Source organism: Kitasatospora sp. NPDC057512 (genome assembly GCF_042802135.1).
In the GTDB taxonomy this organism is placed as follows: Bacteria; Actinomycetota; Actinomycetes; order Streptomycetales; family Streptomycetaceae; genus Kitasatospora.
This window is the reverse complement of the sequence record NZ_JBHVET010000390.1, coordinates 1-7,760: the sequence shown is the minus strand read 5'-3', so window position 1 is coordinate 7,760 and position 7,760 is coordinate 1. Positions and strand designations below refer to the sequence as shown.

Annotated in this window: 7 protein-coding genes; 4 read left to right on the top strand and 3 right to left on the bottom strand. The window is 76.1% G+C overall.

All coding sequences use genetic code 11. The features are described from left to right. The coding region (locus tag ACFU6K_RS23760) for a histidine kinase (protein WP_380666130.1) at positions 1–1,059 on the bottom strand (1,059 nt) is incomplete at its 3' end. A 159-nt stretch (positions 1,060–1,218) separates the two neighbouring features. Between ACFU6K_RS23760 and ACFU6K_RS23755 the strand changes: the two genes are divergently transcribed. Continuing rightward, complete coding sequence (locus tag ACFU6K_RS23755; RefSeq protein WP_380666128.1) at positions 1,219–1,833, top strand: hypothetical protein; 615 nt, start codon at positions 1,219–1,221, stop codon at positions 1,831–1,833. 178 nt (positions 1,834–2,011) lie between these two features. After that, positions 2,012–2,830, top strand: a complete 819-nt coding sequence (locus tag ACFU6K_RS23750; RefSeq protein WP_380666126.1) for a (2Fe-2S)-binding protein — start codon at positions 2,012–2,014, stop codon at positions 2,828–2,830. A gap of 52 nt (positions 2,831–2,882) precedes the next feature. On the opposite strand, the gene ACFU6K_RS23745 is transcribed toward ACFU6K_RS23750, so the two are convergent. Then, a complete protein-coding gene (locus ACFU6K_RS23745; RefSeq protein ID WP_380666124.1) occupies positions 2,883–3,644 on the bottom strand; it encodes a cache domain-containing protein in 762 nt (253 codons plus the stop codon). A 94-nt stretch (positions 3,645–3,738) separates the two neighbouring features. Continuing rightward, a complete protein-coding gene (locus ACFU6K_RS23740) occupies positions 3,739–4,491 on the bottom strand; it encodes a FadR/GntR family transcriptional regulator (RefSeq protein ID WP_380666122.1) in 753 nt (250 codons plus the stop codon). Positions 4,492–4,811: 320 nt separating this feature from the next. On the opposite strand from ACFU6K_RS23740, the gene ACFU6K_RS23735 reads away from it, so the two are divergent. Together ACFU6K_RS23735 and ACFU6K_RS23730 are read left to right on the top strand one after the other, a co-directional pair. Then, on the top strand, positions 4,812–6,350 hold the full coding sequence (locus ACFU6K_RS23735; RefSeq protein WP_380666120.1) for an APC family permease: 1,539 nt from the start codon (positions 4,812–4,814) through the stop codon (positions 6,348–6,350). Beyond that, the gene (locus tag ACFU6K_RS23730; protein ID WP_380666118.1) at positions 6,347–7,582 is read left to right on the top strand and encodes a CaiB/BaiF CoA transferase family protein; all 1,236 of its coding nucleotides are present in this window, start codon (positions 6,347–6,349) and stop codon (positions 7,580–7,582) included. Before ACFU6K_RS23735 ends, ACFU6K_RS23730 begins: the two co-directional genes overlap by 4 nt. Positions 7,583–7,760: the final 178 nt, after the last annotated feature.

The following is a 7,760-nucleotide window of genomic DNA, read 5'->3' as shown; positions in this document are numbered from 1 at the left end:
GACGGTGACCTCGGTGGCCTGCGGCGCGTGCCGACGAATGTTGGTGAGGGCCTCCAGGACGACGGCGTACGCGGTCGCCTCGGCCTCCGCGGAGAGTCGGCCGGCGGTCTCGGGCGCCAGCTCGGCGGTGGCGCGCGGGGCGCCGGTGGTGCCGCCGGCACCGGTGGCGCCGAAGCGGGTGACCAGCTCGGGGAGGTCGGCCAGGCCCAGCCGGCGCGTGGTCGCCCCGCCGGACCGCTCCTCCCGCTCATCCCGCTCCTCCCGGTCCGGCGGATCGGACCGGCCGTCCTCTCCGCCCGGCTCGCGCAGCGCGCCGACCATCTCGTCCATCGAGTCCAGCGCCCGCAGCCCGGCCTCCTCCAGGCGCCGTAGCAGTGCGGCGGTCTCCCCCGGCTCCTGGTCCGGGAGTTGACCGGCCTGGGCCTCCAGCACGATGCCGGTGATCTCGTGGGCGACGAAGTCGTGCAGCCCCCGGGCCACCTCCAGCCGCTGTTCGCGCCGGGCCCGGGCGACCGCCCGCTCCCGTCGGGCGTCCAGGACCCGCAGGTAGAGGGCCGCCCCCGCGACGCCGAGCAGCGGCAGCAGCGAGAGCAGCACCCCGACCACCGGCCAGGCCGCGCCGCCCTGGGGCGTCCGCAGGGCGAACCGCAGCGGCAGCAGCACCGCCGCGAGCCCGAGCAGCCCGCCGAGCGGGCCGACCCGGCGGTCGGACAGCCGGCGGACGGCCCGGAAGAGCAGCCCGAGCAGGGCGAGCCACTCGAACGGCAGCCAGAACGCGGGCAGCCGGTACGGCCCCGGGTAGACCAGGTCGACCAGCAGCGAGGCCCCGGCCACCACTCCGACGGCCGCACCGAGGGTGACCCTCCCGGCGGGCCAGGGCAGCAGCGCCGCCACCGCGGCGAACGCCGCCGTCAGGGCGAGCAGCGCGGCCGCTCCACGGGCGTCCGGTTGCGCCAGCAGGACGGGCGCCAGCAGGGCGAGCGCGGAGACGGCGGCGAGCGACCGGCGGATCCGGGCGGAGCGGGGTGGGACGGGGCGGGGTCGGGCTGAGGTGCGCACACACCGAGCCTATGGGGCAGCTCTCCCGGGGGAGGCGGGTTCCTCCCCGGGAAGGAGCGGCCCGCCGTCAACTCCCCTCCGCAGCGGGAGGTCCGCGCGGCCGGGCGGAAGCATGCTGGGTGGCACCGGAACGACCGACCCGAAGGAGAACGCACCCCCATGAACCGCCGCCTCGCCACCGCCGCCGTCTCGCTCCTCCTGCTGACCGCGACGGCCGCCACCGCCGCACCGGCCGCCGTCGCCGCACCGATCACCACCGCCGCGCCGGTCCCCGGCGCGCAGACGTCCGACGCGCAGACGTCCGCCGCGGAACCGGCCGCCGCTGCGGGCGACTTCGGGCCGGTGAGCGTGCGCGGCACCGGCAACACCGTCCTCACCACGGCGTTCCAGGGCTTCAAGGGCGACCCGGTGCAGATCTCGGTGGACGCCCGCGCCGCCACCAACACCGATCCGCGCGGCACCGCGGGCCACTTCCACGTCCGTCACGTGCACACCGACGGCCGGCTGGTCGCCGACTTCGAGGGCGACATCACCTGCCTGGCCGTCGGCGGCCGGGAGGCGATCGCCACCGGGGTGATCACCAAGGGCGAGGCGCCATGGTTCCCGGGTCTGGAGCTGGCCGGCCAGAAGGTCGCGCTCTCGGTGGAGGACAACGGGCGGCGCGGGGACCGGATGGGCTGGGTCTGGGGCGTGTTCGGCCAGCCGGTGTCGGACTGCCAGGGCACGGTACCGTTCATCCGCACGACCAGCGGTGACTTCTCCGTGCGCGGCTGACACCGGCCGACCGGGCCTGCCCGGGCCGCTCGGGTCCGGCCGGTGCCGACCAGGTCCGACCGGGGCCGCGCACCGTCGCCCGAGCACCCGCAGACCTGGAGGCCCCGATGCCCCTCGACCATCCGACCACCCCGCCACGGGCTGGCGCGGGGTTCAACGACCGCACAGGGGACGGCCGTTGAACCCCGCAGCCGACCGTCGGCCGCCGGACTACGCCCGACTCGCCACCGTCGGGCCGTACTTCGCGCTGGACACCGCACCGGTCGACCGTCCGCCCGAGGGCTTCCGGCCCCTCGCCGAGCTGTACGGCACCGGGCCGGACGCGCCGTTGGCGGCGCGACTGCGGGTGGTGGCGCAGCGGCTCGGCACCGACGAGCCCCGGGTCGCCGCCTCGATCCTGCACCTGGGGCTGGCCGCCCGCTTCTGGTCGGTGGGCCTGGGCTCGGCCGTCCTGCTGGGGACGGTCCCGACCCTGGAGCACGCCTGGGTGCGGATCCCGGACCAGGGCCCGCTCGACCTGTGGACCCCGCCGGAGCCCGTCCGGCCGTCCAGCGATCCGTCCAGCGATCCGTCCGCTGCTCCGTCCGCCGATCCGTCCGCTGCTCCGCCCTCCGGGCCGACCGCCGGGAGGGCCACCGGGACGCTCGCCGACCAGCTGTACGAGGCCGTCCTGCTGGGCCAGTTGGAGCCGCTGGCGACGGCCGTACGGGCGGCTGCCCCGCTCTCCCGCCGCCTGCTGCTCGGCAACGCCGCCTCCGCGCTGGCCGGGACGCTACGGATCCTGGACGCCCATGCGCCGGGCGCCGCACGGGCGTTGGCGGCGGAGCTGCTGGACCGTCCACCGCTGGCCGGGTCGGGCACCCTGCGCACCGGGCCGCGCGGTACGGCGTTCCGCCGGAACAGCTGCTGCCTCTACTACCGGGTGGGTCCGGGCGCCGGTCTCTGCGGGGACTGCTGCTTCAGCACGCCGCCCGGCCGGGGGAAGCGGAACGACTAATACCTTCACCAATGAAGGTCACATCCGCTCGCCGCCACCGTCCGGACGACCGTCAGCCGCGCACCACCGTCCAGTCCACCGCCGCCGACGGCACCCCGGCCCGCTCGGCCGCCGGGTCCGCGAGCAGCCCGCGCGCCAGCGAACCCACCGGCAGGGCCGCGGTGGTGGCGGCCAGCACCCGCCCCTCGACGTCGAGCAGCGCGGCCTCGCCGGGCAGCTCCCGCAGCGGCGGCACCAGCAGCCGTTCCAGCGCGGCCAGCGGGACGTCCCCGGCCGCCACCCCGACGAAGCCCGCGCCCGGGACGACCACGGGCCGGGCGCAGCACAGCACGTACCGGTCGGCGCAGAGCAGGTCGACCTGCGGCCCGGCCACCGAGGGCCGCCCCTCGTCCCGGGGCCGGGCGAACCAGGGCAGCACCCGGTAGTCGTAGAACTCGGCGTCCGCCGGGTCGAGCACGAGCCGCAGCCGCCGTTCCCCGGCCCCGCGCGCGCCGCGGTGCCACCACTCCGCGTGCAGGTCCGCGTCGGCGAGCGCGCCGGGTGCCACGACCGCTCCGCAGCCGAACCAGCGCGATCCGGGCCGCGCCAGCAGTTCGCCCACCGCCCCGTGCACCGCCGCGAGTTCGGCGGCCGCGGGCCGGCGCCCCTCGGCGGCCGCCCGGGTCCAGCAGTCGGCCACGGCCGCCCGCAGGCCGTCCAGTTCGGCGAGCACCGCGTCGACGGCGGCGGCGACCCGTCGGGCGCAGCGCTCGACGGCGGCGGGCCCGCCGAGGGCTCGGGCGACGGGCAGGGCGGGGCTGGACGCGCTGGTCATGACGGCTCCGGCGGCGAGGGAGGGTTCCGGCGGCAACGGGCTTCCGGCAACGGACTTCCGGCGAGGGGCGGTTCCGGGAACGACGGGCCCCGGCTCAGCCGTCGTCCGCCAACTCCAGGTGCCGCCGGACCAGATGGTGGACGCAGGCCACCGTGTGCGCCTCGGCCGCGGCCCGGGCCCCGGCCGCGTCGCCGGCCAGCACCGCGACCAGGATCTCCCGGTGCTGCTCGGCGAAGCGCTCCTGGTCCGGTCCGTGCGGGGCGGGCAGCCAGAGCAGCGGGCCGAGTTCGGCCTGGAGCCGGACGGCGAGCTGGGTGAGCCGCACCGACTGGGCCGCGGCGGCGAGTTCGATGTGGAAGCGGGCGTCGGCGCGGCACCGCCCGGCGGGCCCGGCGGCATCGCGCAGGTCGTGCACCAGCCGGGTGAGCCTGGGGCCGAGGTCGGCCGGGGCGCGTTCGGCGGCGAGCCGGGCGGCGGTGCCGAAGACGGCCAGTTCCTCGTCACCGAGGTCGCGCAGGTCGACGGTGGCGAGGTCGCGCAGCCGGGCGAGCTGGAGCTGTTCGGAGCCCTCGGCGGGGGTGCGGACGAAGCTGCCGCCGTTGCGGCCGCGCCGGGTCTCGATCAGTCCGGCCTCGCGGAGCAGGGCGAGGGCCTCGCGGACGGTGCCGTTGGCGACGCCGAGCTGGTCGGCGAGGTCGTTCTCGCTGGGCAGCTGGTCCCCGTCCGCGACCAGCCCGAGGGCGATCGCCTCGGTGATCCGGCGGGCCACCGCGTCGGCGCGCCCGAGGTCGGCGAGCGGCGCGAGGACGGCGCTGAGCAGCGGGGTCGCACTGCCGATGGTCGTCACGCCGCCCCTCCTCGATCACCGTCGCCGGACCGCCCGCCTCCGGATGGGCGTCCCCGAATCACCGTCCCCGGACCACCGCTCCGAATCACCGCTCCGAATCACCATCTCCGGACCACCGCGTCCGCACCACCGTGTCCGGATCACCGTCCGACCGGATGTTTCCCGCAGGGTACCTCCCGGTCGAGCGCGCACCCTTGCCGCTAGAAACCCAACCTCGTATGTTTTCCCGCAACCTCGGCCCGCACAGCACCCCGCAGCACCCCGCAGCGCTCCCCCACGCATCACGACGACGCATCACGACACGTTCCCAGGAGCAGGTCATGACCGATGCCAGTGCCCGTGCCACCGTCCACTCCCCCGACCCGGACGCCGAACGGCTGGCCGCCCTCGGCTACACCTCCGAGTTCAAGCGCGACATGAGCCTCTGGGCGAACTTCTCGCTCGGCTTCACCTATCTCTCCCCCGTGGTCGGTGTGTACACACTCTTCGCCTCCTCGCTCCAGACCGCCGGGCCGCCGATGGTCTGGAGCTTCCTGATCGCCGGCCTCGGCCAGCTGCTGGTGGCCCTGGTGTTCAGCGAGGTGGTCGCCCAGTTCCCGGTGGCCGGCGGGGTGTACCCGTGGGCGCGCCGGCTCTGGGGCCGCACCTGGGGCTGGCTGACCGGCTGGGTCTACCTGCTGGCGCTGATGTCCACCATCGCGGCCGTCTCCTACGGCGCCGGCCCGTACGTGGCCGCCCTCCTGGGCGTCGAGCCGAGCACCGCGACGACCGTCTGGTGCGCACTCGGCCTGCTGGCGCTCGCCACCGTGATCAACCTCGGCGGCACCCGGGTACTGTCGGCCGCGGCCATGTTCGGCTTCGCCGCCGAGCTGCTCGGCGCCCTGGCGGTCGGCGCCTGGCTGCTGCTGACGCACCGCTACCACGGCCTCGGCGTGGTCCTCGACCGCTTCGGCGCGGGCGGCGACGGGAACTACGCCGACGCCTTCCTGGCCGCCGGGCTGATCGCGGTCTTCCTGTTCTTCGGCTTCGAGGCCTGCGGCGACGTCGCCGAGGAGGTGGCCGACCCGGGTCGACAGATCCCCAAGTCGATGCGGCGCACCATCTACGTCGGCGGCGCGGCGGCGATCGGGGTCAGCCTCGCCCTGGTGATGTCGATCCAGGACATCGGCGCGGTGGTCTCCGGCGACGACAAGGACCCGGTGGCCAGGGTGCTGCACGACGCCTTCGGCGCGGCCGGCGCCCGGGTGGTGATCGGCGTGGTGCTGATCTCCTTCCTGTCCTGCGTGCTGAGCCTCCAGGCGGCGGCGAGCCGGCTCGCGTACTCCTTCGCCCGGGACCGGATGATCGCGGGCAGCCGGCTGCTGGCCACCGTCTCGGGCCGGCTGCGGGTGCCGCCGTACGCGCTGCTGCTCGCCGCGGCGCTGCCCGGCGTGATCATCGTGGGCGCCTCGGCGCTCTCCGAGGGCGCCCTGACGAAGATCATCTCCTTCTCCAGCATCGGCATCTACCTGGCGTTCCAGATGGTGGTGCTGGCCGCCCTGCGGGCCCGACTGCGCGGCTGGCGCCCGAGCGGGGACTTCCGGCTCGGCCGCTGGGGCCTGGCGGTGAACATCGGCGCACTGGTCTACGGCGTCGCCGCGATCGTCAACATCTGCTGGGGCCGCACCCCGGACGCCGCCTGGTACGACAACTACCTGGTGCTGCTCTCGGCGGTGGTCGTGCTCGCGGCCGGCGGCCTCTACCTCCTGCTGGCCCGCCCGCACCTGCGCGGCGACGCCCCCTCGGGCGACGCGACGGCCGGTGACGCGGCGACCGGCGACGCGACGGCCGCGGCCGGGGCGGCCAGGGGGCCGAAATGACCGGGCTCCCGTTGGACGGCGTCCTGGTCGCCGACTTCGGCCGGGTCCTCGCCGCGCCCTACCTGACCATGCTGCTGGCCGACCTCGGCGCCGACGTGATCAAGGTCGAGCAGCCCGGCACCGGCGACGACACCCGCGCCTGGGGCCCGCCGCACGCCCAGGGCGAGGCCACCTACTTCCTCTCCGTCAACCGCAACAAGCGCTCCCTCACCCTCGACCTGCGCGACCCGGCCGACCACGCCCGCGCCGTCGAACTCGTCCGTCGCGCCGACGTGCTGGTGGAGAACTTCCGCCCCGGCACGATGGCCCGCCACGGCCTCGGCCCGGACCGCGCCGAGGCGCTCAACCCCCGGCTGGTCTACTGCTCGATCACCGGCTTCGGCTCCGGCGAGGGCGCCGGACTGCCGGGCTACGACCTGCTGGTGCAGGCCGTCGGCGGCCTGATGTCGGTCACCGGTCCGGCCCCCGGCGAGCCGGTGAAGACCGGCGTCGCGCTGGTGGACGTCCTGACCGGACTGCATGCGGCGGTCGGCGTGCTGGCCGCGCTGCGCGAGCGCGAGACCACCGGCCGGGGCCAGCTGGTGGAGCTGAACCTGCTCTCCACCCTGCTCTCCGGTCTGGTCAACCAGTCCGCCGGCTACACCCTGGCCGGCGCCGTGCCCGGCATCCTCGGCAACCGCCACCCCTCCATCGCCCCGTACGAGGTGTTCACCGCCGCCGACCGCCCGCTGGTCGTCGCGGTCGGCAACGACCGGCAGTTCGCCGCGCTCTGCCGGGGCGTGGGCGCCCCGGAGCTGGCCGCCGACCCGCGCTTCGCCACCAACGCCGACCGGGTCGCGCACGTGGGCGCGCTGGCCCGTGAGCTCACCTCCCGGCTCGAACGCCGCACCGCCGCCGAGTGGTTCGCGGTGCTCACCCCGCTCGGCGTGCCCTGCGGACCGGTCAACGACCTGGCCGGGGCCTTCGCCCTCGCCGACTCGCTCGGCCTGCACCCGCGGGCGCCACTGCCCGGTCGGGACGGCAGCCCGCTGGAGCTGGTCGCCAACCCGATCGGCCTCTCCCGCACCCCGCCCCGCTACCACCTGCCCCCGCCCCGGCTCGGCGAGCACACCGCCGAACTCACCGCCTGGCTGGACGCCCCGTACGACGAGCACCCGTACGACCAGCACTCACACGACCAGCACCCGCGCGACGAGCACTCGTACGACAAGGCCCCCGAGGACCGCCCATGAGCACCCCGCACCACACCGGCACGCCTGGGTAACCCCTGACGGGCACCGACGGGATCCACCCCTGGTGGTCGGCCAGGCCCTCACCGGGCAGGCGGCGTACCGCTAGGCGCGTACGGGGGGACGCCGAGGCCCGCGTCCGGCTTGTCCAGGGCCGGGCGCGGGCCGCCGATCCCCACCC